This is a genomic window from Streptomyces sp. NPDC052043, from assembly GCF_044548235.1.
Taxonomy (GTDB): domain Bacteria; phylum Actinomycetota; class Actinomycetes; order Streptomycetales; family Streptomycetaceae; genus Streptomyces.
This window is the reverse complement of the sequence record NZ_JBIUBT010000003.1, coordinates 65,686-92,618: the sequence shown is the minus strand read 5'-3', so window position 1 is coordinate 92,618 and position 26,933 is coordinate 65,686. Positions and strand designations below refer to the sequence as shown.

The 26,933-nt window shown below is 73.7% G+C and carries 8 protein-coding genes (1 of these 8 running past the window's edge); all 8 read left to right on the top strand.

Annotated elements, in window-relative coordinates:
• Nucleotides 1-19: 19 nt before the first annotated feature.
• The gene (locus ACIHCX_RS08245; RefSeq protein WP_400027805.1) at nt 20-283 is read left to right on the top strand and encodes an acyl carrier protein; all 264 of its coding nucleotides are present in this window, start codon (nt 20-22) and stop codon (nt 281-283) included.
• Nucleotides 280-750, top strand: coding sequence for a 3-hydroxyacyl-ACP dehydratase FabZ family protein (locus tag ACIHCX_RS08240; protein WP_400027803.1), 471 nt, complete (start codon nt 280-282; stop codon nt 748-750). The genes ACIHCX_RS08245 and ACIHCX_RS08240 overlap by 4 nt, the downstream gene beginning before the upstream one ends.
• Nucleotides 747-1,232 carry a 3-hydroxyacyl-ACP dehydratase FabZ family protein gene (locus tag ACIHCX_RS08235; RefSeq protein ID WP_400027802.1) on the top strand — a complete coding sequence of 162 codons (486 nt, stop codon included), beginning with the start codon at nt 747-749 and terminating at the stop codon, nt 1,230-1,232. The genes ACIHCX_RS08240 and ACIHCX_RS08235 overlap by 4 nt, the downstream gene beginning before the upstream one ends.
• A gap of 76 nt (nt 1,233-1,308) precedes the next feature.
• Nucleotides 1,309-2,055, top strand: a complete 747-nt coding sequence (fabG, locus tag ACIHCX_RS08230) for a 3-oxoacyl-[acyl-carrier-protein] reductase (protein WP_400027801.1) — start codon at nt 1,309-1,311, stop codon at nt 2,053-2,055.
• A 44-nt stretch (nt 2,056-2,099) separates the two neighbouring features.
• Nucleotides 2,100-2,810 (top strand): 2-hydroxychromene-2-carboxylate isomerase, encoded by a 711-nt coding sequence (locus tag ACIHCX_RS08225; RefSeq protein WP_400027800.1) that lies wholly within the window; start codon nt 2,100-2,102, stop codon nt 2,808-2,810.
• A gap of 34 nt (nt 2,811-2,844) precedes the next feature.
• On the top strand, nt 2,845-4,521 hold the full coding sequence (locus ACIHCX_RS08220; protein WP_400027798.1) for a phytoene desaturase family protein: 1,677 nt from the start codon (nt 2,845-2,847) through the stop codon (nt 4,519-4,521).
• 228 nt (nt 4,522-4,749) lie between these two features.
• The gene (locus ACIHCX_RS08215) at nt 4,750-18,996 is read left to right on the top strand and encodes an amino acid adenylation domain-containing protein (protein WP_400027796.1); all 14,247 of its coding nucleotides are present in this window, start codon (nt 4,750-4,752) and stop codon (nt 18,994-18,996) included.
• On the top strand, nt 18,993-26,933 hold the 5' portion of the coding sequence (locus ACIHCX_RS08210; RefSeq protein ID WP_400027794.1) for an amino acid adenylation domain-containing protein. Its footprint extends 6,240 nt past the window's final position; 7,941 of the gene's 14,181 nt are visible here — the first part of the coding sequence; the start codon lies at nt 18,993-18,995; the stop codon falls past the right edge of the window. Before ACIHCX_RS08215 ends, ACIHCX_RS08210 begins: the two co-directional genes overlap by 4 nt.

The following is a 26,933-nucleotide window of genomic DNA, read 5'->3' as shown; positions in this document are numbered from 1 at the left end:
GCGGAGGAGAGCGGTAGTCATGACGGCACAGCCCACTGACAAGCTGGACAAGGAAGAACTGCGGCGGACCCTCGCCGATGTGATCGACGTCGACGCCACCGAGATCGAGGAGGCCACCGACTTCGTGGAGGAGTTGCAGGTCGACTCGCTGCTCCTGCTGGAACTGGTCGTGGTGCTGGAGAAGAAGTACCAGGTCAAGTTCAGCGAGGAGGAGATGCGGACGGCCCGCACCTTCAGTCAGGCGCGCGCACTGCTGGAGAGCAAGCTGGCGGTGTCGGCGTGAGCGCCACCGCGCCCGAGGCGCCCGCCGGGCCGGTGACTCGGGGCTCCTTCGCCCCGAGGCCGTCCCCGGTGGACGCCGGGATCGAGGTGACGTCGGTGGCCCGGTCCGGGGCGGCCGGAGGAGACGGCCGCGTGCTCAGCGCGGTGGCCACCGTCGTGATCGACGGGGCCGAGCCCGTCTTCGCCGGCCACTACCCCGACTTCCCGATCTTCCCCGGGGTGTGCGTCGTCGAATGCGTTCTGCGCGGCGCGCTGGCGGTCGCCGAGCGGTCGGGGATGCCCGAACCCCGGCTGCTCGCGGTGGAGTCCACCCGTTTCCTCGGCGCCGTCTACCCCGGCGACCTGCTCACGGTGCAGCTGGAGCTGCGCGATCACGAGGGCGGGGTGCGCTGCCGTGCCACGGCGCGCACCGAGCGGGGCGATGCCGCGTCGGTGCGGCTGCGGCTGTCCGGTGAGGTCGCCGTATGAACACCGTCGAGGTCGAACGTCTGCTTCCGCACCGGTTCCCCATGCTCCTCGTCGACCGGGTCCTCGACCTGGTTCCCGGCGAGAGCGTCACCGCGACCAAGGCGATCACCCGCAACGAGCCGTGCTACCGGGCCCTCGGCGCGCACACGGCCGGCGCCTGTCCTGAGTACCCGCAGACGCTCCTGATCGAGTCGTGGGGCCAGACCGCCGGCATCCTGGCGACCTGGCGCTCCCCCGACGAGCAGACCGACCCCCGGCAGACCGACCGGGTGATGCTGCTCGGCGGCCTCTCCGGGGTCGTCTTCCACCGGCCGGTGCTGCCGGGGGACGTGCTCCTGCACCGGGCCCGGCTCTCCCGCGCCCTGTCCGACACCGCGATTTTCGAGGGCGAGACCTCGTGCGGCGGCGAGGTGGTGATGTCGGTCGAGCGGATGGTGATGGCCTTCCGCCCCGCCGACGAGCTCCTGCCGTCCACCGGTTGAGCCGACGTACAGACGACCTACGGCCGACGTACAGCCGACGTACGGCCGGCGTGCGGCCGACATGGAGGAACGCCTGATGGCACAGGACAACAAGCCGGTCGCGCTGGTCAGCGGCGGCTCGCGCGGCATCGGCCGGGCCGTGGTGAAGCGGCTCGCCGCCGACGGCCACGACGTCAGCTTCTGCTACCAGTCCAACGACGAGGCCGCGACCGCCCTGGAGAAGGAACTCGGCGAGTTCGACGTCCGGGTGCTGGCCCGGAAGGTCGACGTGGCCTCGCCGGATGCGGTGCGCGCGTGGGTGGCCGAGACCCAGGAGACCCTGGGCACGGTGGACGTCGCGGTCACCGCCGCGGGCATCACCCGTGACAACCCGCTGCTGATGATGACCGACCAGCAGTGGAAGGACGTGCTCGCGGTCAACCTCGACGGCACCTACAACGTCTGCCGCTCGGTGGTGTTCGAGATGATGAAGCGCCGCGCCGGCTCCCTGGTGCTGATCTCCTCGGTGGCCGGGGTGCACGGCCACGCCACCCAGTCCAACTACGCGGCGACCAAGGCCGGGATCATCGGCTTCGCCAAGTCGCTGGCCAAGGAGGTCGGCCGCTACGGCATCCGGTCCAACGTGGTCGCCCCCGGGTTCATCGAGACCGACATGACCGCGGTGCTCAGCGACAAGGTCCGCGAGCAGATGCTGGCCTCGATCCCCCTGAACCGTTTCGGCGGCGCCGACGAGGTCGCCGACCTGGTGTCCTTCCTGGCCTCCGAGCGCGCCGGCTACATCACCGGCTCCGTCTTCCAGGTCGACGGCGGCATCACCATCTGAGCCCGCTCCCGACTCCCCCGCCTCCCCCACCGAAGGACCCCGCCATGGCCAAGAAGCCGCCCCGCTGGTACTTCTCCCTGCGCAGCCCGTACTCCTGGTTCGCCCACCACGACCTGAAGAAGCACCACCCCGACGTCCTCGACAGCGTGCGGTGGATCCCGTTCTGGGAGCCGGATGCGCGCAGCGAGGAACTGCTGGCGCAGGCCGGGGTCGAGCTGCCGCTGGTGCCGATGGCGCGGGAGAAGAACTTCTACATCCTCCAGGACGCCCGCCGGCTGGCCGAGGACCGCGGGCTCGACGTCACCTGGCCGATCGACCGGGAACCGGTCTGGGAGGTCGCGCACCTGGCCTACCTGGTGGCCGAGGACGCCGGGAAGGGGAGGGAGTTCGTCGACCGGGTGTACCGCGCCCGCTGGCAGGAGTCGAAGAACATCTCCGACCCCGCCGTGATCGGCGCGATCGCCGGTGAACTGGGCCTGGACGCGGACCGGGCCGCCGGCGCGGCCGACGACCCGGACCTGCGCGCCCGCGGTGTGCAGATCCTGGCCGACTCGGCCAGGGACGGCCTGTTCGGGGTGCCGTTCTTCGTCCACGGCCACGAGAAGTTCTGGGGCGTCGACCGGGTGGCCGGGTTCGTCGCCGCGCTGCGCGGCGTGCCGCGCGCCGCCGTCGCCGTGCCGGACGCGGAGGCGGCCGCGCTGCCTCAGCTGGCCGTGGCGGGCGCGGACGCCGGTCACGCCGGCGGCTGCGGCTGAGCCGCCGCCACCGAGACGATCCCGAGGGGACGCGATGAGCGACGAGCACCGACTCGCGGGCGACTGGGACGCGATCGTGGTCGGCAGCGGCATGGGCGGACTGACCTGCGCCGCGTACCTGGCGGTGGCCGGACACCGGGTGCTGGTGCTCGAACAGGCCGGGGTGCTGGGCGGCAACAGCCACGTCTTCCGCCGCCGTTCGGCCTACGAGTTCGACGCCGGGGTGCACTACATCGGCGACTGCGGGCCCGACGGCGTACTGCCGTCGATCCTGCGGGGACTGGGCCTGGGCGACCGCGTCGCGTTCCGGCAGCTGGACCCGGACGGATTCGACGAGGTCGTCCTGCCCGGGCTGCGGATGTCCGTGCCCGTCGGCTGGGACCGCTATCTCGACCGGCTCGTCGAGGTACTGCCGGCGGACAAGGACGGGCTGCGGGAGTTCGTGGCGGTGTGCTCGGCGGCAGGCGCCGAGATGCGCTGGACGCTGCTGTCCGCCGTCGGCGCCGACCCGGCCGAGGTGCTGCGCCGCACCCCCACGGCGATGGCCTGGGGCCGCCGTACGCTGCACGACCTGTTCGAGCACTGCGGCCTGTCCGCCACCGCGCGCACCGTGCTGGCCGCCCAGGCGCTCAACTACGGGATCGGCCCGCAGGAGGCCACGGTCGCCATGCACGCGAGCGTGACCGACCACTACCTGCGGGGCGCCGCCTATCCGGTCGGCGGCGGCCAGGTGCTGGCGGCGTCGCTGACCGAGGCGATCACCGGTCACGGCGGCACGGTCAGGACCGGGCACCGCGTGGACCGGGTGCTGGTCGAGGACGGCCGGGCGTGCGGTGTCGTGCTGGACGGCGGGCGGGAGCTGCGCGCGCCGGTCGTGGTGTCCAACGCTGACTATGTGCGCACCGTCCGGGAACTGGTCGGCGAGGAGCACTTCCCGGCGTCGATCGGGAAGCGGGCCCGAACCGCGGTGACGGGCTTCCCCCTGGTGGTGCTCTACGTGGGACTCGACCGGGAACTGCCGGGCAGGACCGGAGCGAACCTGTGGTGGCACGGGAACGCCGACGTCGAGGAGGCGTTCCGCGGCCTTGCCGAGGGCCGGTTCGACGCGCCGTCGTCGGTGTTCGTCTCGTTCGCCTCGCTCAAGGACCCGCACACCGCGGCCATCCGGCCGCCCGGGCACGCCAACTTCCAGGTGATGGCCCTGTGCCCGCGCTCCCTTCAGGCGTGGGGCGCGGCGGCCGCGTCCGAGGACGGCGGACCGTACCGCCGCGACCCGGCCTACCGGGCGGAGAAGGAGCGGGTCACCGAGGCGATGCTGGCCACCGCGGAACGCGCGCTCGGCCCCTTCCGCCGGTACGTGACCCATCTGGAGCTGGCCACCCCGGCCACCCAGCGCCGCTACACCCGCTCGACCGGCGGATCGCCCTTCGGGCTGGCCCGCTGGGGCGGCACGGGCGCCCGGCCGGACACCCGCACCAGTGTGACCGGCCTGTACGTGGTGGGGCAGGGCACCCGCTACGGCAGCGGGATCACCGGTGCCGCCGTCAGCGGCATCGCCGGCGCCGGGCAGATCCTCGGCCGCCCGCTCCTGCCGGAGGTGCACGCGGGCACGGTGCTGGGCGACCCCGGGCGGCTTCCCGTGCGCGGCCCGGACTGGGACCCGCTGCGCCTGTGCGGCGGGTCGGCGCCCCGCGGCACCCACCCTCGCTGACGGCGGGGATTCTCGGCCGGGGCGCCATTTCGACCTCTAAATGCTTGGGCGACCTGCGGCGATGGTTTATCGAGGCTTCTTATAAGGCCGTTCCCGGGCGCCGGGTGCGCAGGTAACGTCCAGGCGCGGGGCGAGATTTGATCGCCCCATCGGCCCGGATGCGCCCGATCGGTGTGGCCCGCGGGGGCTGTCTCCACCAGTTTTCCGATTCAAGGGGAGTGAGTAGTCGTGCCTCAATCCGGTGAGATCCGACTCCCTCTGACGCCGGCTCAATCGGGCATTTGGTTCGCGCAACGGATCGACTCCGGCAACACGGTCTACAACATCGCCGAGTATCTGGACATTCACGGGCCTGTCGATCCGGACCGCTTCGAGAGCGCGCTGCGCCGGGTGGTCGGCGAGACGGACGCGCTGCGCGTGCGGTTCGCCGAGAACGGGGAGGTCCCCGAGCAACGGATCCTGCCCGCCGTCGACTTCCCGTTCCACGTCCTGGACCTGTCCGGCGAGAGCGACCCGGAGGCCGGCGCGCACACGTGGATGGACGAGGACCGGACCCGGCCGATCGACCTGTTCGGCGACTCGCTGTTCACCTTCGCCCTGTTCAAGCTCGCCGAGGACCGCTGGTGGTGGTACCTCCGCGTCCACCACATCGTGCTGGACGGTGCCGGTGTGGCCCTGTTCGCGCCGAGGGTGGCCGAGGTCTACTCCGCGCTGACGGCGCACACCGCCGTCCCGGCCAACCCCTTCCCGCCGCTGCGCGGCCTGGTGGACGCCGCCCGGGCCTACGCCGACTCCCCTGACCACGCCGACGACGCCGCGTTCTGGACCGAGCGGCTGGCCGGCGCGCAGCCCCCGGTCAGCCTGTCCGGCGGCCAACAGCACCTGCCCAGCAGGGTGATCCGCCGCAGCGAGACGCTCGGCGCCGCGCAGACCGAGGCGATCCGCGGGCTCGCGCGCGAGGCGGGCATCGCCTGGCCGGCCGTGGTGGTCGCCGCGCTCGCCCTCTACGTGCGGCGTCTCACCGGCACCGACGAGGTGGTCGTCGGCCTGCCGGTCGCCGCGCGTCAGGGCCGGGGCCTGCGCGGCGTGCCCGGCAGCGTCTCCAACCTGGTCCCGCTGCGGCTGGGCGCCGCACCGGACACCTCGGTGGGCGAACTGCTCACCGCCGCCTCCGCCGAGATGCGGCAGGCCGTGCGCCACCAGCGGTACCGGCACGAGGACATACGGCGCGACCTGGGACTCGGCCCCGAGCAGCACCTGATCGGACCGCACGTCAACCTGGTCCTGTTCGACTACGCCCCGGACTTCGCCGGACACGGCGCGACCGTGCACAACCTGCCGGGCGGCCCGATCACGGACCTCGCGATCGTGCTGGACACCCGCTCCACCGACGGCGCGCTGCGCTTCGACTTCGACGCCAACTCGGCGCTGTACGACCAGGAGTCGCTCGCCACGCACCAGAGCCGCTTCCTCGACCTGCTCTCCAGGCTGTGCGCCTGCGACCCCGCGACGCCGGTCGGGCGGCTGGACACCGCCACCGACGAGGAACGCGCGCGGGTGCTCACCCCGCCCGTCCCGGTCAAGGCCCCCGCCGCGACGGTGCCGGAGCTGTTCGAGCGGGTCGCCGCCGAGCACCCCGGGCGCACGGCCGTGGTGAGCGACGGGGTGGGCCACAGCTACCGGGAGATCAACGCCCGGGCCAACCAGTTGGCCAGGACGCTGATCGAGCGGGGCGCAGGACCGGAGCGGTTCGTCGCGCTGGCGCTGCCGCGCTCGGCGGAGATGGTGGTCGCGCTGCTGGCCGTCCTCAAGGCCGGCGCCGCCTATCTGCCGCTGGACCCGGCCTACCCGGCCGAGCGGATCGCGTTCATGCTCGCGGACGCCGCACCGGACCTGGTGCTGACCGACAGCGCGCACGCGGGGGGCCTGCCGGACACCGAGGGCGTCACGCGGCTGGTACTGGACGACACCCACGTCGCCGCGGAGTCGGCCGCACGGGCCACCGGCGACGTCACCGACGCCGAACGGGCCGCGCCGCTCGACCCGCGCCACCCGGCGTACATGATCTACACCTCCGGGTCCACCGGCCGGCCCAAGGGCGTGCTCGTCCCCCACCACAACGTGCTGCGGCTGTTCACCGCCACCGAGCAGTGGTTCGCGTTCGGGCCCGACGACGTGTGGACGCTGTTCCACTCGTACGCCTTCGACTTCTCGGTGTGGGAGATCTGGGGTCCGCTGCTGCACGGCGGCCGGCTGGTCGTCGTCCCGCACGAGGTGAGCCGTTCGCCCAAGGAGTTCCTGCGGCTGCTGGCCGACGAGCGCGTCACGGTGCTCAACCAGACCCCGTCCGCCTTCTACCAGCTCATGCAGGCCGACCAGGAGGACCCGGAGGCCGGCGGCGGTCCCGCGCTGCGGTGCGTCGTCTTCGGCGGCGAGGCGCTGGACCTGCGGCGGCTTCAGCGCTGGTACGACCGGCACCCGGACGACGCGCCGGCCCTGGTGAACATGTACGGCATCACCGAGACCACGGTGCACGTCACCCATCGGGCGCTGGACCGCGGCACCGTGGCCGGGCGGCGGGGCAGCGTGATCGGCTCCCCCATCCCCGACCTCGCGATCCGCCTGCTGGACGACGCGCTGAGGCCGGTGCCGCCCGGCGTCGCGGCGGAGATGTACGTCTGCGGCGACGGGCTCGCGCGCGGCTACCACGGGCGCCCCGACCTGACCTCGCACCGGTTCGTCGCCGACCCGTTCGGCCTTCCCGGCACCCGGATGTACCGCACCGGCGACGTGGCCCGCTGGACGGCGGACGGCGAACTGGAGTTCGTCGGCCGGGCCGACCAGCAGGTGAAGATCCGCGGTTTCCGGATCGAGCCGGGCGAGATCGAGGCCGTGCTGGAGAACGCGGCCCAGGTCGCCCACGCCGCGGTGGTCGTCCGGGAGGACCAGCCCGGCGACAGGAGGCTGGTCGCCTACGTCACGCCGGCCGGCGAGCGCGGCGCCCTCGACCCCGGCGTGCTGCGCGAGACGGTGGCCGCCGCGCTGCCGGACCACATGGTGCCGTCGGCGTTCGTGGTGCTGCCGCGGCTGCCGATCACCGCCAACGGCAAGCTGGACCGCGCGGCACTGCCGGAACCGGAGTCCGTGGCCGGCTCGGCCGGGCGCGCCCCGCGCACCCCGGTCGAGGAAGTGCTGTGCGGGCTGTTCGCCGAGGTCCTGGGCGTGCCGGGGGTCACCGTCGACGACAACTTCTTCGACGTGGGCGGCCACTCCCTGCTGGCCACCCGGCTGGTCAGCAGGATCCGTTCGGTGTTCGGCGTGGAGGTCCAGATCCGGACGCTGTTCGAGGCGCCGACCGTCGCCGCCGTGGCGGACCGCGTCACCTGCGCCGACAACGCCCGCTCCGGCATCTCCCCGCTGCCGCGCCCGGCCGGCGTTCCGCTGTCCTACGCGCAGAACCGGCTGTGGTTCGTGGACCGGCTCGAGGGCCCCAACTCGGCCTACAACATCCCGCTGGTGCTGCGCCTGTCGGGGCCGCTGGACCGGGGGGCGCTGCTCGGGGCGTTCGGTGACCTGCTGGCCCGGCACGAGAGCCTGCGCACCGTCTTCCCCGATGTGAAGGGCGTGCCGAGCCAGGTCGTGCTCGACCCGGGCACGGCCGTGATCGAGCTGCCCGTCTCGGCGATCAGCGCCGAGGAACTGCCCGTGGCGCTGGCGAGCTGTGCGGCCGGGGCGTTCGACCTGGCCACGGAACTCCCCCTGCACGTCGATCTGTTCTCGCTCGGCGAGCAGGAGCACGTGCTGTCCGTCGTGGTGCACCACATCGCGGCGGACGGATGGTCGCTGGGGGTGCTGGCCCGCGATCTGTCGACGGCGTACGCCGCCCGGATGCGCGGAGCACGACCCGCCTGGCGGCCGCTGCCGGTGCAGTACGCCGACTACACGCTGTGGCAGCGCGACGTACTCGGCGACGACCGGGACCCCTACAGCGCCATGGCACGGCAGATCGCCTTCTGGCGCTCGGAGTTGGCCGGTCTGCCGGACGAGATCACGCTGCCCGCCGACCGGCCGCGGCCGGCCGAGGCCGACTACCGGTCCGACGTCGTCGAACTGCGGCTGCCGGCCGAGCTGCACCGCGCACTCGCCGACCTCGCCCGGCAGACCGGCACCACGCTGTTCATGACGCTCCAGGCCGGGCTGGCCTCGCTGCTCTCGGTGCTGGGCGCCGGTCCCGACGTGGTGCTGGGCAGCCCGGTGGCGGGCCGCACCGACGACGCCCTGGACGACCTGGTCGGCTTCTTCGTCAACACCCTGGTGCTGCGCACCGACGTCTCCGGTGACCCGACGTTCCGGGAACTCCTCGGCCGGGTCAGGGAGTCGGACCTGGCGGCCTACGCCCATCAGGACGTGCCGTTCGAGCGTCTCGTCGAGGTGCTGAACCCGGAGCGTTCACTGTCCCGCCATCCGCTGTGCCAGGTGCTGTTCTCCCTCCAGAGGAAACTCGACACCACCGTGGAATTCCCCGGCCTGACGGCGGTCGCCGAACCGGGCGTGCGCACGATGGCCAAGTTCGACCTGTCCTTCGAATTCGGCGAACGCGTCGACGGCACGGGAACACCGGGCGGTATCGACGCGGTCGTCGAATTCCGAACGGATCTCTTCGACCGCTCCACTGTGGAAATGCTCGGCGACCGGCTGGTGCGTTTCCTTCAGGCGCTCGTCGCCGAACCGGATTCCCCGGTACGGGCGTTCGACATGTTGTCGCTGCCGGAACGGCGGCGGCTGCTGCACGAGTGGAACGACACGGAGTGCGACGTCCCGGCGGGGACACTGGTCGACCTGCTCGAGCGGACGGCGGCGGAGCACCCGGACGCGGTGGCGGTGTGCGACGGGGCGCGGTCGATGACGTACCGCGCCCTGCACGAGGCCGCCAACCGGCTGGCGCGGGAGCTGATCGCCGGGGGCGCGGGTCCCGAGCGCGTGGTCGCGCTGGGCATGCCGCGTTCGGCGGAGCTGGTCGTCGCGCTGCTCGCGGTGCTCAAGTCCGGTGCGGCGTACCTGCCGGTCGACCCCGGCCATCCGGTCGAACGGGTCGCGCTGCTGCTGTCCGACGCCGCCCCGGCGCTGCTGCTGAGCACCGAGGGCGTGCTGTCCGGCTGGCCGCGTGAGGCCTTCGCCGAGGTGCCGGCGCTGGCGCTGGACGCCCCCGGGACGATGGAGGCGGTCGCGGCCCGCCCCGGCACGAACCCGGTCGACGAGGACCGCGGGGCTCCGCTGCGGGCGGACAACGCCGCCTACGTCATCCACACCTCCGGCTCGACCGGGACGCCCAAGGGTGTCGTGGTGGAGCACCGCAACGTGGTCAACCTGGTCACCTGGGCGGCGCGGGAGATCGGCGCCGCCGCCCTGTCCCGGCCGCTGGCGTCGACGTCGCTCAGCTTCGACGTGTCGGTCTTCGAGATCTTCGCGCCCCTGACGGCCGGCGGGCGCATCGACGTGGTGCGCGACCTGCTGGCGCTGGCCGAGCGGGCGGACGGCTGGTCGGGCAGCATGATCAGCGCGGTGCCGTCCGCGCTGGCCGAGCTGATCGGCCAGGACAACGTGTCCGCGTCGGCCGACCTCGTGGTGCTCGCCGGCGAGGCGCTCTCCGAACGGGCGGTGGCGGACATCCGCGCCGTCATGCCCACGGCCCGGATCGCCAACATCTACGGACCGACCGAGGCCACGGTGTACGCGACCGCGTGGCACTCCGACGGCACTCCCGCTCAGCCGCTGATCGGCCGGCCGGTCGCCAACACCCGGGTGTACGTGCTGGACCCCTGGCTCCGGCCGGTTCCCGCCGGGGTCGCGGGCGAGCTGTACCTGGCGGGCGCGGGCCTGGCCCGCGGCTACCTGGACCGGCCCGCGCTGACCGCGCAGCGGTTCGTGGCCAGCCCGTTCGGCCCGCCGGGCGAGCGCCTGTACCGGACCGGCGACGTGGTGCGGTGGACCGCCGACGGCGAGCTGGCCTATCTGGGGCGCAGCGACGAGCAGGTGAAGGTGCGCGGTTTCCGCATCGAGACCGGCGAGATCGAGTCGGTGATCGCGTCGGACCCCGCCGTGGCGCAGGTGGTGGTGGTCGCGCAGGAGGACCAGCACCGCCACAAGCAGCTGGTCGCCTATGTCGTGCCCGCCTCCGGAGCCGAGGCCGACGTCGCGGCCCTGCGCGAGCTGGTGGCGGCCACCCTGCCCGGCTACATGGTGCCGGCGGCCTTCGTCACCCTGCGCAGGCTGCCGCTGAACGCCAACGGCAAGCTCGACCGCGGCGCCCTGCCCGCGCCCCGGTTCGCCGGCGGCCGAGGCGGCCGGCAGCCGCGTACCCCGCAGGAGCAGGTGCTCTGCGGTCTGTTCGCGGAGATCCTGGAACTGTCCTCGGTCGGCGTCGACGACAGCTTCTTCGACCTCGGCGGGCATTCGCTCATCGCCAACCGGCTGATCATCAGGATCCAGTCGGTGCTCGGCGTCGATCTCGCGGTGCGCGACCTGTTCGAGGCGCCCACGGTGGCCCAGCTCGCGGAACTGGTCGAGCGCGCCGGGACGGCCAGGCCCCGGGCGGTGCCGATGCCGCGCCCGGAGCGGCTGCCGGTGTCGTTCACCCAGCAGCGGCTGTGGTTCCTCAACCGCCTGGAGGGCCCGAGCCCGACCTACAACCTCGGTGTCTCGCTGCGCTTCACCGGCCGGATCGACCGCGACGCCCTCCACGAGGCCCTGCACGACGTCATGGCCCGGCACGAGAGCCTGCGCACGGTCTTCCGCGACCACGACGGGGTACCGGTCCAGTGCGTCGTGCCGGAGCGGGAGGCCCGCCTGCGGATCCCGGTGACCGAGCTGAGCGAGCCGGAACTGGACGCGAAGCTGAGCGCGGCCGCCCGCCGCGGCTTCGACCTGGAGAACGAACTGCCCGTCCGGGCGGAGCTGTTCGTGCTCAGCCCCACCGAGCAGGTGTTCCTGGTCCTGGTGCACCACATCGTGGCCGACGGCTGGTCGTTCGCGTCGCTGGTGGGCGACCTGTCCGCCGCCTACGCCGAGCGGCGCTCGGCGCACGCCCCGCAGTGGGCGCCGCTGCCCGTGCAGTACGCCGACTACACGCTGTGGCAGCGGGACGTCCTCGGCGACCTCGCGGACCCGGACAGCGTGCTGGCGCGGCAGATCGGCTACTGGAAGGACACGCTGGCCGGTCTGCCGGACCAGCTGGACCTGCCGGCCGACCGGCCCCGGCCCGCGGTCCCCAGCCACAACGGCGGATTCGTGCCCATCAACGTCGGCCCCGAGGTGCACGCACGGCTGCTCGAGATCGCCCGCGGCAGCGGCGCCAGCCTCTTCATGGTGATGCAGGCGGCGCTGGCCGCACTGCTGAACCGGCTGGGCGGCGGCACGGACATCCCCGTCGGCACCTCGGTCGCCGGGCGCAACGACGAGTCGCTGGTCGACCTGATCGGCTTCTTCGTCAACACCCTGGTCCTGCGCAACGACCTGAGCGGCGACCCGACCTTCCGCCAGCTCCTCGGCCGGGTGCGCGAGGCGGACCTGTCCGCGTACGCCCACCAGGAGGTGCCGTTCGAGCTGCTGGTCGAGACGCTGAGGCCGGAGCGCTCGCTGTCCCGGCACCCGCTGTTCCAGGTGCTGCTGAACTTCGAGAACACCCCCGAGATGGAGTTGGGCTTCCCCGGGGTGCGCACCCGCCTGCACCCGGTGAACACCGAGGTCGCCAAGTTCGACCTGTCGTTCTCCGTGGGCGAGCGGTACACCGGCGACGGCTCCCCGGCCGGCATCACCGGTCTGCTCAACTACAGCAGCGACCTGTACGACCGCGGCACCGCCGAGGACATCTCCGCCCGGCTGAGCCGCCTGCTGGAGTCGGTCGCCGCCGACCCGGCGCAGCGGGTCAGCGAGCTGGACCTGCTCGGCGAGGCCGACCGCCACCGCATCCTCGCGCTCGGTGTCGGCGAGATCCGCGAGGAGGTTGCGCCGACGTTCGTCGAACGGTTCCAGCGGCAGGTCGCGACGGCCCCGGACGCCGTCGCCCTGGTCTGCCGGGACGAGCAGGTGACCTACCGCGAACTCGACGAGCGCGCCAACCGGTTGGCCCATCACCTGATCGCGCGGGGCGTGGGGGCCGAGGACTGGGTCGCGGTCGCCCTGCCGCGTACCCCGCACCTGGTGGTCGCCCTGGTGGCCGTCCTGAAGGCAGGCGCGGCCTACCTGCCGCTCGACCCGGACTACCCGCCGGAGCGCATCGAGTACATGATCGAGAACGCCTCGGCCATGCTGCTGCTCACCGACACCACCATCGGCGCGGGCATCCCGCACGCCGAGAACCTGCCGCGGCTGCTGCTGGACGAGCCGGACACCGTCGAGGCCGTGGCCGGCCGCCCGGTGACGGCGCCGACCGACGCCGACCGGCTGCACCCGGTCCACCCGCACCACTCCGCGTACGTCATCTACACCTCCGGCTCCACCGGGCGCCCCAAGGGCGTGCTGACCGAACAGCACTGCCTGAGCGACTACCTGCGCTGGAGCACCTCGGGCTACCCGAGCACCACCGGAGCGGCGGTACTGCACAGCCCGATCTCCTTCGACCTGACGGTGACCGCGCTCTACACGCCGCTGTCCGTCGGCGGCACGGTGATCCTGGACACCCTGGACGACGGCGATCCGCGGACCCTGGCCGCCCTGGACCGGACGCCGTGCACGTTCCTCAAGGCCACCCCGAGCCACCTGCCGCTCCTCGAGGCCCTGCCCGACGCGTTCTCCCCCAGCCGCGAACTGATGCTGGGCGGCGAGCTGCTGCTCGGCGAGACCCTGACCGAGTGGCGTACCCGCCACCCCGAGGCGCACATCTACAACGGCTACGGCCCCACCGAGACCACGGTCAACTGCACCCAGCACGTGATCAGGGCCGGCGAACCGGTCGACAGCGGCCCCCTGCCGATCGGCCGCCCCATGCCCAACACCTGGCTGTACGTGCTGGACGAGTCCCTGCGGCCGGTGCCCATGGGCGTGGCCGGTGAGCTGTACGTGGCGGGCGAGGGCATCGCGCGCGGCTATCTGCACCGGCCGACGCTGACCGCCGAGCGGTTCGCGCCCAACCCGTTCGGCCCGCCCGGCTCCCGCATGTACCGCACCGGCGACATCGTGAAGTGGCGGCCGGACGGCGAGCTGTACTTCCTGCGGCGTGTCGACGACCAGGTCAAGATCCGCGGTTTCCGGGTGGAGATCGGCGAGATCGAGAACGCGCTGCTGCGCCGGACGGGCGTCGCCCAGGCCGCCGTCGTGCTGCGGGAGGACCTGCCGGGCGACCAGCGCCTGATCGCCTACCTGGTGCCGGACGGCCCGCTGGACAGGGCGGAGGTCGCCCGCGAGGTGGCCGGGGACCTGCCGGACTACATGGTGCCCGCCGCCTTCGTGGTGCTGGACGAGCTGCCGCTCAGCCCCAACGGCAAGGTCGACCGGCGGGCCCTGCCGGCGCCGGACCACTCCGCCACCGGCACCGCCGTGGGCCGCGCGCCGCGGACACCGCAGGAAGAGCTGCTGTGCGCCCTGTTCGCGCAGATCCTGAACGTGCCCGCGGTCGGGGTCGACGACAACTTCTTCGACCTGGGCGGCCACTCCCTGCTGGCCACCCGGCTGGTCAGCAGGATCCGTTCGGTCTTCGGCACGGAGCTGCCGATCCGCGCGCTGTTCGAGAGCCCGACCGTGGCCGCCCTGGCCGGATCGCTGCGCGGGGCGCCGCAAGGCAGGCAGGCGCTGTGCGCCGCCCAGCGGCCCGCGCACCTGCCGCTGTCCCACGGCCAGCGGCGGCTGTGGTTCCTGAACCGGCTCGAGGGCCACAGCGCCACGTACAACCTGCCGATCGCGCTCGACCTCGACGGTCCGGTGGACGTCTCCGCGCTGCGCTCCGCGCTCGGCGACGTCGTCGCCCGCCACGAGTCGCTGCGCACGATCTTCCCCGAGCGGGACGGCAGTCCGTACCAGGTGGTGCTCGATCCGTCGGTCGCCGCACCGGAGTTCACCGTGCTCGACGTCGCGGCGCACGAGCTGGACAGGGAGCTGCGGCGCATCGCCGGGCAGGGCTTCGACCTGACCGTCGAACTGCCGCTGCGGGCCGCCCTGCTGCGGGTCGGCGAGCGGGAGTCGGTGTTCGTGGTCGTGATGCACCACATCGTCGTCGACGGCTGGTCGACCGGACCGTTCGGCAGGGACCTCGCCACCGCCTACGGCGCCCGGTGCGCGGGCACGGCACCCACGTGGACGCCGCTGCCGGTGCAGTACCCGGACTACATGCTCTGGCAGCACGCCGTGCTGGGCGACGAGGACGACCCGGACAGCGTGGCCGCACGGCAGTCGGCGTACTGGCGCGAGGCGCTGGCCGGACTGCCCGACGAGCTGAGCCTGCCCGTGGACCGGCCGCGCCCGGCGACCCCCACCTACCGCGGCGGCTGGGTCACCTTCCGGCTGGAGCCGCGACTGCACCGGGACCTGTCGGCCCTGGCCCGCCGCCGCGGGGTCAGCATGTTCATGGTCCTCCAGGCGGGCCTTTCGGTGCTGCTGCACCGCCTGGGCGCGGGCACCGACATCCCCCTGGGCACGCCGGTCGCGGGCCGCACGGACGAGGCCCTGGACGATCTGGTGGGCTTCTTCGTCAACACGCTGGTGCTGCGCACCGACCTGTCCGGCGCCCCCACCTTCACCGAACTCCTCGACCGGGTGCGGGAGACCGACCTGGCGGCGTACGCCCACCAGGACGTGCCCTTCGAGCGGCTGGTCGACGTGCTGAACCCCGAGCGGGTCATGGCCCGCCACCCGCTGTTCCAGGTGATGGTCAGCCTGCACAACAACCCGGAGGCCGACTACGACCTGCCCGGGGTGTCCGCGCGGCGCCGCATGCTCGACCTGAACACGGCCAAGTTCGACCTCAACGTCAACCTGCGCGAGCTGTTCGACGACACGCAGGAGCCCGCCGGGATCGACGCGGTCGCCGAGTACAGCACGGACCTGTTCGACCACGACACCGTCGTGGGGCTGGCCGGACGGTTCACGCACCTGATGGAACAGCTGTGCGCCGAACCCGACCGGCCCGTGGGCGACCTGGACGTCCTGACCCCGGCCGAGCGCGCCCTGCTGCTGCACGACTGGAACGCCACGAGCGCCGACTTCGGGCCGCGGTCGCTGACCGAGGCGATCGAGGCGGCGGCCGCCCGCACCCCGGACCGTGTCGCGGTCGTCGCCGCCGACGGCGGGACCACCCGCGCCGAGACCACCTACGCCGACCTGAACGCCCGGGCGAACCGGCTGGCGCGCCACCTGGCCGGCCGCGGCGCCGGCCCCGAGGTCCGGGTCGCGGTGAGCCTGCCGCGCGGCGCCGACCTGCTGGTGGCACTGCTGGCGGTGCTCAAGTCGGGCGCGGCCTACATACCGCTCGACCCGGCCTACCCGGCCGAGCGGGTGCGGCACATCCTCACCGACGGCTCGCCCGCCCTGGTGCTGACGACCTCCGAACTCGCCCGCGAACTGCCCGTACCGGCAACGGCGGAGACGATCGCGGTGGACGACCCGGCGCTGCGGGCGCGGATCGCCGCCCTGCCGGACACCGACCTGCCGGACACGGCGCACGGCGACCACCCGGCCTACGTGATCTACACCTCAGGTTCCACCGGCCGCCCCAAGGGCGTGGTGGTCACCCGGGCGAACATCGCCAACTTCGTGCGGGACATGCGCGAGCGGCTGCCCGTCGGCGAGGCGGACGTCCTGGTGGCGGTCACCACCGTCGCCTTCGACATCGCCGGTCTCGAACTGTACGTACCCCTGGTCGCCGGGGCCCGGCTCGTGCTCGCCACCACCGAGCAGGTGCGGGACGTCGACGCGTTGGCCGAGCTGATCACCGGCACGGGCGCCACCGTGGTCCAGGCGACCCCGACGCTGTGGCAGGCGCTGGTGTCCGCACACCCGGACGCCCTCGCCGGGCTGCGGGTCCTGGTCGGCGGCGAGGCGCTGCCCGCCGGGCTGGCCGCCCGGCTGCGCGAACTGTCCGCGGGCGTACGCAACCTGTACGGACCCACCGAGACCACGGTGTGGTCCACCACCGCCGCACTGGACGACCGGCCCGGCGCGCCGGTGATCGGCCGGCCGATCGCGAACACCCGGGTGTACGTGCTGGACGACCGGCTCGCGCCGGTGCCGGCCGGGGTCGCGGGCGACCTGTACCTCGCCGGTGACGGCGTGGTCCGCGGCTACCTCGGCCGGCCCGGACTGACCGGCGAACGGTTCGTGGCGGACCCGTTCGGCCCGGCCGGCACCCGGATGTACCGCACCGGCGACATCGCCCGCTGGAACACCGCGGGCGAGCTGGAGTTCGTCGGACGGGCCGACGACCAGGTCAAGGTGCGCGGTTTCCGGATCGAGCCGGGCGAGATCGAGACCGTGCTCGCCGGCCATCCGGAACTGGCCCAGGCCACCGTGGTGGCCCGGGAGGACGGCGACGGGAACAAGCGGCTGGTGGCCTACCTGGTCGCGGCGCCCGGTCGCGAGGTGCCGGCCGCCACCGGGATGCGGGAGCACGCGGCACGCGTCCTGCCGGACTACATGGTCCCGGCCGCGTTCGTCGCCCTCGACGCCCTGCCGCTCACCCCGAACGGCAAGGTGGACCGCAAGCTGCTGCCCGCCCCGGACTTCGCGGTGCTGGTCGGCGACGAGCAGCCGCGCACCCCGCGCGAGGAAGCGCTGTGCGAGGTGTTCGCCGAGGTCCTCGGCCTGCCCTCGGTCGGGATCCGGGACAGCTTCTTCGACCTCGGCGGCGACAGCATCGTCTCGATCAGGCTGGTCGGCCGCGCCCGGGCGAGGGGACTGAGGATCACGCCGGAGGACGTGTTCGTGCACCGGACCGTCGAAGGGCTCGCGTCCGTGGCGACCGACGTCCCCGACCTCGTCGTCGAGTCGCCCGACGCCGGTGTCGGCGGTCTCCCGCTGCCACCCTCCGCGCACGCGCTGCGGGAGCGGGGCGGCCCGGTCCGGGCGTACCACCAGTCGCTGCTGCTCGACGCCCCGGCCGACCTCGGCCTGGACCGGCTGCGCGAGCTGGTGGCTGTGCTCACCGACCGGCACGACGCGCTCCGGCTGCTGCTGGGCCGTCACGACGGCACAGAGGACGGCGTCCGGTGGAGCCTTCAGGTGCGGCCCCCCGGCACCGTGGACGCCGCCGGCCGGGTGGCCCACGTGACGGTCGCCGGACTGGACACGGACGCGTCGGCCGCCGCGGTGCGCGAGCACACCGGGCGGGCGGCCGACCGCCTCGACCCGGAGACCGGGGACGTCGCCCGGTTCGTCTGGTTCGACGCCGGGCCCGGACGGCGGGGCCGGCTGCTGGTGGTGCTGCACCGGCTGGCCGTGGACACGGTGTCCTGGCGGGTCCTGCGCACCGAGCTGGCCGCCTGCTGGCGGGTCCTGACCGGGGAGAGCCGGGACGCCCCGCGCCCGGCCGGCACCTCCTACCGCCGCTGGGCGCAGCACCTGGTGGCCGCCGCGCAGGACCCGGAGCGCGAGCGCGAACTCGACTGGTGGAGGACGACGCTCACCACCGCGGAACCCCGGCTCACCGACCGGCCCTCGGCCCCGGGTCCCGATATTCCCGGCGCCCCCGGCCTGCTGCGTCGCACGCTGCCCGCGACGCGGACCGGACCGCTGCTCGCCCGGGTGCCCGCCGCGTTCCACTGCGCTGTGGAGGACGTCCTGCTCACCGCGCTGGCGCTGGCCGTACCGCAGTGGCGGCGCCGGCACCTGCGGGACCACCTCGGCGGCAGCGGCGTCCTGGTGGACCTGGAGCGGGACGGACGCGAGCCGTTCGCCGAGGGCCAGGACCTCTCCCGCACCCTGGGCCGGTTCACCACGGCGCATCCGGTGCGCCTGGACGCCGGTGCCGTCGAGCGGTCCGAGCTGACCGCGCGCGGCGCGGCCGTGAGCAACGCCGTCAAGGCGGTCAAGGAGCAGGTGCGCGCGGTACCGGACGGCGGGGTCGGCTACGGCATGCTGCGGTACCTCAACCCGCGCACCGCCCCCGTGCTGGCCGAACTGCCCTCGCCGGACATCGGTTTCACCCACCTCGGCGGCCTCGACGACGCCGCACCCGGCGAGTGGCCGGTGTCCGCCGGACCCACCGAGCAGGCGCCGGCGGGCGGCCACGCGCTGGAGCTGACCACTTCGGTCGTCCAGGGCCCCGAAGGGCCGTGCCTGACCCTGACCTGCGCCTGGCCGAGCGAACTGTTCGGCGAGGCGGACGTACGCGAACTGGTCGACGACTGGTTCCGCGCGCTGGAAGCCATCATCACCCGTTCCGAGGCCGCGGACGCCGGCGGGCACACCCCGTCCGACCTCTCCCTGACCGGTCTCGACCAAGGCGACATCGACGTACTGGAAGCAGACGGAAGGTACTTCTCCTCATGACGAAGCCGGGGTTCCAGGACGTCCTTCCGCTCTCGCCCCTCCAGGAGGGCCTGCTCTTCCACACCGTCTACCACGAGCGCTCGCTGGACATCTACACGGCGAGACTCTGCCTCGACCTGGAAGGCGCGCTGGACGCCGGGGCGATGCGGGAGTCGGTGGCGGCGCTGCTGCGCCGGCACCCCAATCTGCGGGCCGCCTTCCGCTACGAGCGGCTCAGCCGCCCGGTGCAGCTCATCCCCCGCGAGGTCCCCCTGCCCTGGGACGAGTTCGACCTGCGCGACCTGCCCGAGGAGCAGCAGGCGGCGCGACTGCGGGAGCTGACGACGGCCGCGTCGGAGCGCACCTTCGACCTGGCGCGCCCGCCGCTGCTGCACTTCACGCTGATCCACCACGGCGAGCACGCCCACCGGCTCGTGATGGCGCACCACCACATCCTGCTGGACGGCTGGTCGGTGGGCCGGCTGATGACGGACCTGTTCACGCTCTACGCCGCGGGCGGCGAGGAATCGGCGCTGCCGCCGGTGACGCCCTACCGCGACTACCTCGCCTGGCTGGCCGGGCAGGACCGGCCCGCGGCGGAGGAGGCGTGGCGGACGGTACTGAGCGGCGTCGAGGAGCCGACCCGGCTGGTGTCGGACGACCGGCTGCGCACCCCGGTCGTGCCGGAACGCCTGCTGGTGGAGGTTCCGGCGGAGCTGAGCCGGGAGCTGACGGCGACGGCCCGCAGGCACGACCTGACCGTCAACACGGTCTTCCAGGGCGCCTGGGCGCTGGTCCTGAGCCGGCTGACCGGCCGCACCGACGTGGTGTTCGGCGGCACCGTCTCCGGACGTCCGGCGGACATCCCCGGTGTGGAGAGCATCGTCGGTCTGTTCATCAACACCCTGCCGGTGCGGGTGCGGCTTGACCCGTCGGAGCCGGTGGGCGAGATGCTGGCCCGGTTCCAGCGGCAGCAGGCCGGGCTGATGTCCCACCAGCACCTGAACCTGCCCGACGTGCACGCCCTGGCCGGCGCGTCCGGCGAACTGTTCGACACCATCACCGTCACCGAGAACTACCCCTTCGACGAGAAGGGGTTCCGCGAGCTGGCCGGCCTGACGATCGTCGGCGCGCACGGCGCGGACGCCAACCACTACCCGCTCAGCGTGGCCGCCCTGCCCGGCGAGACGCTGCGGATCCGTTTCGGCTACCGGCCGGACGTCTTCGGCCCGGCGGACGTGGAGGCGATCGGCGCCCGGCTGGTGCGGGTGCTGGAAGCGGTGGTGCGCGACCCGGACCGCCCCGTGGGCCGTCTGGACGTGCTCGCCCCGCAGGAGCGCGAAGAGGTCCTGCTGCGGCGCAACGACACCGGGGGCGAGCCTCCGAGGACCCTGCCGGAGCTGTTCGCGGAGCAGGTCGCCCGGGCGCCGCGGGACCCGGCCGTCGTCTTCGAGGACACCACGCTGTCCTACGCCGAGCTGGACCGCCGCGCCAACCGGCTGGCCCACCACCTCGTCGCCGCCGGGGTCGGGCCCGAGCAGTACGTGGCCCTGGTCCTGCCGCGCTCCGCGGACCTCGCCGTCGCCGTCCTCGCCGTCCACAAGGCGGGTGCCGCGTATCTGCCGGTGGACCCCGATTACCCGGCCGAGCGCATCGCGCACATGCTCACCGACGCGCGGCCCGGCGTCGTCCTCACCACCACAGCCCTCGCGCCCGCCCTGCCGCCCGGTGACCGGCTCGTCGTCGAGCTGGACGACCCCGCCACCGCCGCACGCGTCGCCGCCGCCCCCGGCGACCGCGCCCCCGCCGCGGACCTGACGGCCGATCACCCCGCCTATCTCATCTACACCTCCGGATCCACCGGCCGGCCCAAGGGCGTCGTCGTCACCCACCGCGGCATCGCCTCCCTCGTCGCCGCCCAGACCGAGCGCTTCGAGGTCGGCCCCGGCAGCCGCGTCCTGCAGTTCGCCTCCCTCAGCTTCGACGCCGCCTTCTGGGAGCTGGCCATGGGCCTGCTCACCGGCGCGGCCCTCGTCCTCGCCCCGGCCGAACGGCTCCGCCCCGGTCCGCCGCTGGCCGACCTCGTCGCCGAGCAGCGCGTCACCCACGCCACCATCCCGCCGGCCGCCCTCGCCGTCCTCGACCGGGACACCCTGCCCGAGGGCGTCACCCTGGTAGTCGCCGGCGAGGCCACCGCGCCCGAACTCGTCGGCCGCTGGTCCCCCGGCCGCCGCATGATCAACGCCTACGGCCCCTCCGAGACCACCGTGTGCGCCACCATGAGCGCCCCGCTCGCCGGGGAGGTCGTACCGCCCATCGGGGGCCCCATCACGGGCGCCCGCGTCTACCTCCTCGACTCCGCGCTGCGCCCGGTGCTGCCCGGTGTCCCCGGCGAGCTCTACGTCTCCGGAGCGGGCCTCGCCCGCGGCTATCTCGGCCGCCGCGCGCTCACCGCCGAGCGCTTCGTCGCCAACCCCTTCGAGGGTGCCGGCGCCCGCATGTACCGCACGGGAGACATCGCCACCTGGGACCAGGAGGGCCGGCTCGTCTTCCGGGGACGCGCGGACAGCCAGGTGAAACTCCACGGCTTCCGTATCGAGCCCGGCGAGATCGAGTCGGTGCTGCTGGCCCAGGACGGCGTCGCCCAGGCCGGTGTCGTCGTCCGCGAGGACCGGCCGGGCGACCACCGGCTGGTCGCCTACCTGGTGCCGGAGGCCGGCGGCGCCGCACCGGGCGTGGCCGGCCTGCGCACCGCCGTCGCCGAGGCACTGCCGGCCCACATGATGCCCGCCGCGTTCGTGGTGCTCGACACGCTCCCGGTGACGCCCAACGGGAAGCTGGACCGGCGGGCGCTGCCGGCCCCGGACTTCTCCGGTGTGACCTCGGGCCGCACCCCGCGCACGCCCCAGGAGGAGATCCTGTGCGGGCTGTTCGCGGAGATCCTCGGCGTGTCCGTCGTGGGCATCGACGACAGCTTCTTCGAGCTCGGCGGCCATTCGCTGCTGGCGACCCGACTGGTCACCCGGATCCGCTCGGTGTTCGGCGTGCGGCTCTCGCTGCGCAGCCTGTTCGAGTCGCCGACGGTGGCCGGGCTCGCCCACCAGCTCACCTCCGACGGGCTGGTGACCCGGCGGATCGAGCCGGCGCCCCGCCCGGCCGACGTACCGCTGTCGCTCCAGCAGACCAGGCTGTGGTTCATCAACCGGTTCGAGGGCCCGAACCCGGCGTACAACGTGCCGATGGCGGCCCGGCTGACCGGCCCGCTGGACGTGGCGGCGCTGCGCGCGGCGCTGGCCGACGTGGCCCGGCGGCACGAGTGCCTGCGCACGGTCTTCCCGGACCGTGACGGCACGCCCTGCCAGGTCGTGGTGGACACCGTCCCCGACCTGCGGGTGACCGACGTCGATCCGGCCGGTCTGGCGGCGGCGCTGACCGAGGCCGCGGGCGGGGGCTTCGACCTGACCGCCGAGCCGCCGGTACGGGCGCGGCTGCTGCGGCTGGGCGACGAGGAGCACGTGCTCCTGGTGGTGATGCACCACATCGTGATGGACGAGTGGTCGGCCGTGCCGTTCGGCCGCGACCTGTCCGCCGCCTACGGCGCGCGACGCGACGGCGGTGCGCCGTCGTTCGAGCCGCTGCCCGTGCAGTACGCGGACTTCGCGCTGTGGCAGCGCGAGGTGCTCGGCAGCGAGGACGACCCGGACAGCGCGGTCTCACGGCAACTGGCCTTCTGGAGCGAGACGCTGGCCGGGCTGCCGGACGAGCTGAACCTGCCGGCCGACCGGCCGCGCCCGGCGACCCCCTCCTACCGGGGCGGCACGGTGGGATTCCGCGTCAACCGCGAGGTCCACCAGCGCCTGGTCGCGCTCTCCCGCAGCTGCCAGGCCAGCGTGTTCATGACCTTGCAGGCGGGCCTCTCGGTGCTGCTGCACCGGCTGGGCGCCGGATCGGACATCCCGCTCGGCACCCCGATCGCCGGGCGCGGCGACGAGTCGCTGGACGACCTGGTCGGCTTCTTCATCAACACCCTGGTGCTGCGCACCGACCTGTCCGGGGACCCCGACTTCCGTGAGCTGCTCGGCCGGGTGCGGGAGGCCGACCTGGCCGCCTACGCCCACCAGGAGGTGCCGTTCGAGCGGCTGGTCGAGGTGCTGAACCCCAGCCGTTCGATGTCCCGGCACCCGCTGTTCCAGGTGATGCTCACCCTGCACAACAACCCGACCGCGCCGTTCCGGCTGCCGGGCGTGGAGGTCGGCACGCAACGCGTCGACACCGGGGTGTCCAAGTTCGACCTGCTGTTCAGCCTGCGCGAGAGCTACACGGCCGACGGGCGCCCCGGCGGCGTCGAGGGCTTCGTGGAGTACAGCGCGGACCTGTTCGACGAGCCGACCGCGGAGCGCATCGCGGCGGCCTTCGTCCGGGTGCTGGAGAGCGTCGTCGCCGAACCGGGCCGCCCGGTCGGCAAGGTCGACGTACTGGACCCGGTCGCCCGCCACGAACTGCTGGTGACCCGCAACGCCACCGAGCACGAGGTGCCCGCCGCCTCGCTGCCCGCGCTGTTCCAGGCCAAGGCCGCGGAACACCCGGACGGCCCCGCGCTGGTGTGCGGCGAGGAGGAGCTGACCTACGCCGAGCTGAACGCGCGGGCCAACCGGCTCGCCCGGCTGCTGATCGGCCGCGGTATCGGCCCCGAGCACATCGTGGGTCTGGCCCTGCCCCGCTCGGTGGAGCTGGTCGTGGGTGTGCTCGCGGTGCTCAAGTCCGGAGCGGGCTATCTGCCGGTCGACCCGGAGTACCCGGCCGAGCGGATCGCCTTCATGCTGGCCGACGCCGCTCCCCGGGTGCTGCTGTCCACCACCGGGGTCGCCGGCCGGCTGCCCGCCGGGCCGACGCTGGCACTGGACGACCCGGACGTACGGGCCGAACTGGCCGCGCTGGCGGACACCGACCCCCGCGACGACGAGCGGACCGGGCCGCTGCTGCCCCAGCACCCCGCCTACCTGATCTACACCTCCGGCTCGACCGGCCGCCCCAAGGGCGTGGTGATGCCCGGCGGCGCGCTGGCCAACCTGATGTCCTGGCACGCCGCGCACGTCCCCGCCGAACCGGGCGCCAGAATCGCCCAGTTCACCGCGATCAGCTTCGACGTCTCGGCCCAGGAGATCCTCTCGGCCCTGCTCGACGGCAGGACGCTGGTGGTGCCGGACGAGGAGACCCGGCGCGACCCGGCGCGGTTCGCGGCCTGGCTGCGGGAGCGGCGCATCACCGAGCTGTACGCGCCCACCATGATGCTGGACGCCCTCGGCGAGGCCGTCGCGGAGCACGGCACCGGCCTGCCGGACCTGCGGCACGTCGCGCAGGCCGGTGAGGCGCTGGTGCTGGGCGACCGGGTGCGCGACCTGTGCGGCGCGGGCACGGAACGCGTCCTGCACAACCACTACGGCCCGTCCGAGACGCATGTGGTCACCGCGCACACCCTGCCCGCGGACCGGTCGGCCTGGCCCCGGGCCGGCGCGCCGATCGGGCGGCCCGTGTGGAACACCAGGGTGTACGTACTGGACGCGGCCCTGCGGCCGGTGCCGGCCGGCGTCGCCGGCGAACTGTACATCGCGGGGGCGCAGTTGGCCCGCGGCTACCACGACCGTCCGGGCCTGACCGCGGAACGCTTCACGGCCGACCCGTTCGGGCCGCCCGGAGCCCGGATGTACCGCACCGGCGACCTGGTGCGCTGGAGCCGCGACGGTGAGCTGGAGTACGCCGGCCGCGCGGACCACCAGGTGAAGATCCGCGGCTTCCGGATCGAGCCGGGCGAGATCGAGGCCGTGCTGCGCACCCACCCCGAGGTGGCGCTGGCCGCCGTGGTCGCACAGGACGACGGGCGCGGCGGCCGCCGCCTGGTCGGCTACGTGGTGCCGGAGGCCGGCGCGATCGGGCGGACCGAGCTGCGCGCGCACGTCGCGGCCGCGCTGCCGGACCACATGGTGCCCGGCGCGTTCGTGCTCATGGACGCGTTCCCGCTGACGCCCAGCGGCAAGCTGGACCGGGCCGCGCTGCCGGTGCCCGAGGCCGAGGCGCCCGAGGGGCGTGCCCCGCGCGGCCCGCGGGAGGAGATCCTCTGCGGCCTGTTCGCCGAGGTGCTCGGCGTCGGCTCGGTCGGCGTCGACGACGACTTCTTCGCCCTCGGCGGCCACTCGCTGCTTGCGACCCGGCTGGTCAGCCGGATCCGCTCCACGCTGAACGTGGAACTGGCCGTACGGGACGTCTTCGAGTCGCCGACCGTGGCGGGCCTGGCCGGCAGGGCGTCCGGCGCGGCCGGAGCGCGCGCCGCGGTCCGCGCGATGCCCCGCACCGACCTGGTCCCGCTGTCGTTCGCGCAGCGCCGGCTGTGGTTCCTCAACCGTCTCGAGGGCCCGAGTTCCACGTACAACCTGCCGCTGGCGGCCCGGTTGACCGGCCCGCTCGACGTCGAGGCGCTGCGGGCCGCGCTCGGTGACGTGGTGGCCCGGCACGAGAGCCTGCGCACCACGTTCCCCGAGGTCGACGGCGTCCCCCGCCAGTCGATCGCCCCGGCCGGGCCGGCCGCCCCGGCCTTCGTTCTCGCCGAGGCCGACGAGGCCGGTCTGGACGCCGCCCTGGAGGAAGCCGCCTTCCGCGGTTTCGACCTGGCCGGCGAACTTCCCCTGCGGGCACACCTGTTCCGGCTCGGTCCGGACCACCACGTGCTGCTGATCGTGATGCACCACATCGCGGGCGACGGCATGTCCATGGCTCCGATGGCGCACGACCTGGCCGCGGCGTACGGCGCCCGCCTGGCGGGCCGTGCGCCCGCCTGGGCGCCGCTGCCGGTCCAGTACGCGGACTACACGCTGTGGCAGCGCGAGGTGCTGGGCAGCGAGAGCGAACCGGACAGCGAGATCGCCCGGCAACTGGACTTCTGGCGTACCTCGTTGGCCGGGCTGCCGGAGGAACTGCGGCTGCCCGCCGACCGGCCGCGGCCCGCGGTGGCCAGCCACCGGGGCTCCACGGTTCCCTTCGCGGTCCCGGCCGAACTGCACGAGCGGATGGCGCGGTTGGCCCGGCGGACCAGGACCAGTCTGTTCATGGTCGGCCAGGCCGCGCTCACCGCGCTGCTGACCCGGCTGGGCGCGGGCACCGACATCCCGCTGGGCACCCCGGTCGCCGGCCGCGACGACGAGGCGCTGGACGAGCTGGTCGGCTTCTTCGTCAACACCCTGGTGCTGCGCACCGACACCGGCGGCGACCCGAGCTTCACCGCGCTCCTCGACCGGGTCCGGGAGAACAACCTCGCCGCCTACGCCCACCAGGAGGTCCCGTTCGAGCGGCTGGTCGAGGTGCTCAACCCCGAGCGCTCGCTGGGCCGCCATCCGCTCTTCCAGGTGTGGCTGAACCTCCAGAACACCGGCGACGTCGAGATCGGCCTGCCCGGTCTGGAGATCGGCGCGCAGGGCGTCGGCATCGGCGCCGCCAAGTTCGACCTGGCGTTCAGCCTGCGTGAGCGCTACGACGAGCAGGGCGCACCGCTCGGCATGACCGGACTGGTCGAGTACAGCGACGACCTGTTCGACCCCGAGACCGTCTCACGCATGGCCGACCGGCTGCTGCGCCTGCTGGACGCCGCGTGCGCCGAACCCGACCTGCCGATCAGCCGGCTCGAGGTGCTCTCCCCGGCGGAGCGGCGGCAGGTGCTGCACGACTTCAACGCGACCGCGCACGACGTGCCCCGGGGCACGATCGCCGAGCTGTTCGGCCGTCAGGCCGCCGCCACCCCAAACGCGGTGGCGATCAGCTACGACGGCACGGAGCTGACCTACGCGCACCTGGACGCCGAGGCCAACCGCCTCGCACATCTGCTGGTCCGCAGGGGCATCGGCGCCGAGGACGTGGTGGCGGTCGCCCTGCCGCGTACGCCGCAACTGGTGGTCGCGCTGCTGGCGGTG

Bases quoted from the DNA above. Each gene is read 5' to 3' on its own strand.
- ACIHCX_RS08245 (WP_400027805.1), top strand. From the start codon at position 20: ATGACGGCACAGCCCACTGACAAGCTGGACAAGGAAGAACTGCGGCGG.
- ACIHCX_RS08235 (WP_400027802.1), top strand. From the start codon at position 747: ATGAACACCGTCGAGGTCGAACGTCTGCTTCCGCACCGGTTCCCCATG.
- fabG (WP_400027801.1), top strand. From the start codon at position 1,309: ATGGCACAGGACAACAAGCCGGTCGCGCTGGTCAGCGGCGGCTCGCGC.
- ACIHCX_RS08225 (WP_400027800.1), top strand. From the start codon at position 2,100: ATGGCCAAGAAGCCGCCCCGCTGGTACTTCTCCCTGCGCAGCCCGTAC.
- ACIHCX_RS08220 (WP_400027798.1), top strand. From the start codon at position 2,845: ATGAGCGACGAGCACCGACTCGCGGGCGACTGGGACGCGATCGTGGTC.